Here is a 793-nt window from a genome sequence, read left to right as displayed (position 1 = left end):
AAGATGGTCGGCGGCACCTCGCCGGGCAAGGGCGGCTCCACCCATCTCGGCCTGCCGGTGTTCGACACCGTGATCGAGGCCAGGGAGGCGACCGGGGCCGACGCCTCGGTGATCTACGTGCCGCCGCCCGGCGCCGCCGACGCCATCCTGGAGGCCATCGACGCCGAGATCCCGCTCATCGTCTGCATCACCGAGGGCATCCCGGTGATGGACATGGTGAAGGTGAAGCGGGCGCTTTCGGGCTCGAAGTCGCGCCTCATCGGCCCCAACTGCCCCGGCATCGTGACCGCGGGCGAGTCGAAGATCGGCATCATGCCGGCCAACATCTTCAAGACCGGGTCGGTGGGCGTGGTGTCGCGCTCGGGCACGCTGACCTATGAGGCGGTGTTCCAGACCTCGCAGGAGGGCCTGGGCCAGACCTCTGCGGTGGGCATCGGCGGCGACCCGGTGAAGGGCACCGAGTTCATCGACGTGCTGGAGATGTTCCTCGCCGATCCGAAGACCATGTCGATCATCATGATCGGCGAGATCGGCGGCTCGGCGGAGGAAGAGGCGGCGCAGTTCATCGCCGACGAGGCGAAGAAGGGCCGCAAGAAGCCGATGGTTGGCTTCATCGCCGGCCGCACGGCGCCTCCCGGTCGCCGCATGGGCCATGCGGGCGCCATCATCTCCGGCGGCAAGGGCGGCGCCGAGGACAAGATCGCGGCCATGGAGGCGGCGGGCATCCGCGTGTCGCCGTCCCCGGCCCGCCTCGGCAAGACCCTCGTCGAGGTGCTCAAGGGCTGAGCGACTG

The 793-nt window shown here is 69.4% G+C and carries 1 protein-coding gene; it reads left to right on the top strand.

The features are described 5' to 3' along the window. On the top strand, positions 1 to 786 hold a 786-nt coding region (gene sucD, locus K9U40_RS23115; protein ID WP_282892418.1), incomplete at its 5' end, for a succinate--CoA ligase subunit alpha. Positions 787 to 793 lie beyond the last annotated feature (7 nt).

Source organism: Xanthobacter autotrophicus, assembly GCF_030015065.1.
GTDB lineage: Bacteria > Pseudomonadota > Alphaproteobacteria > Rhizobiales > Xanthobacteraceae > Xanthobacter > Xanthobacter autotrophicus_D.
This window is presented reverse-complemented; position numbering and strand designations above follow the sequence as displayed.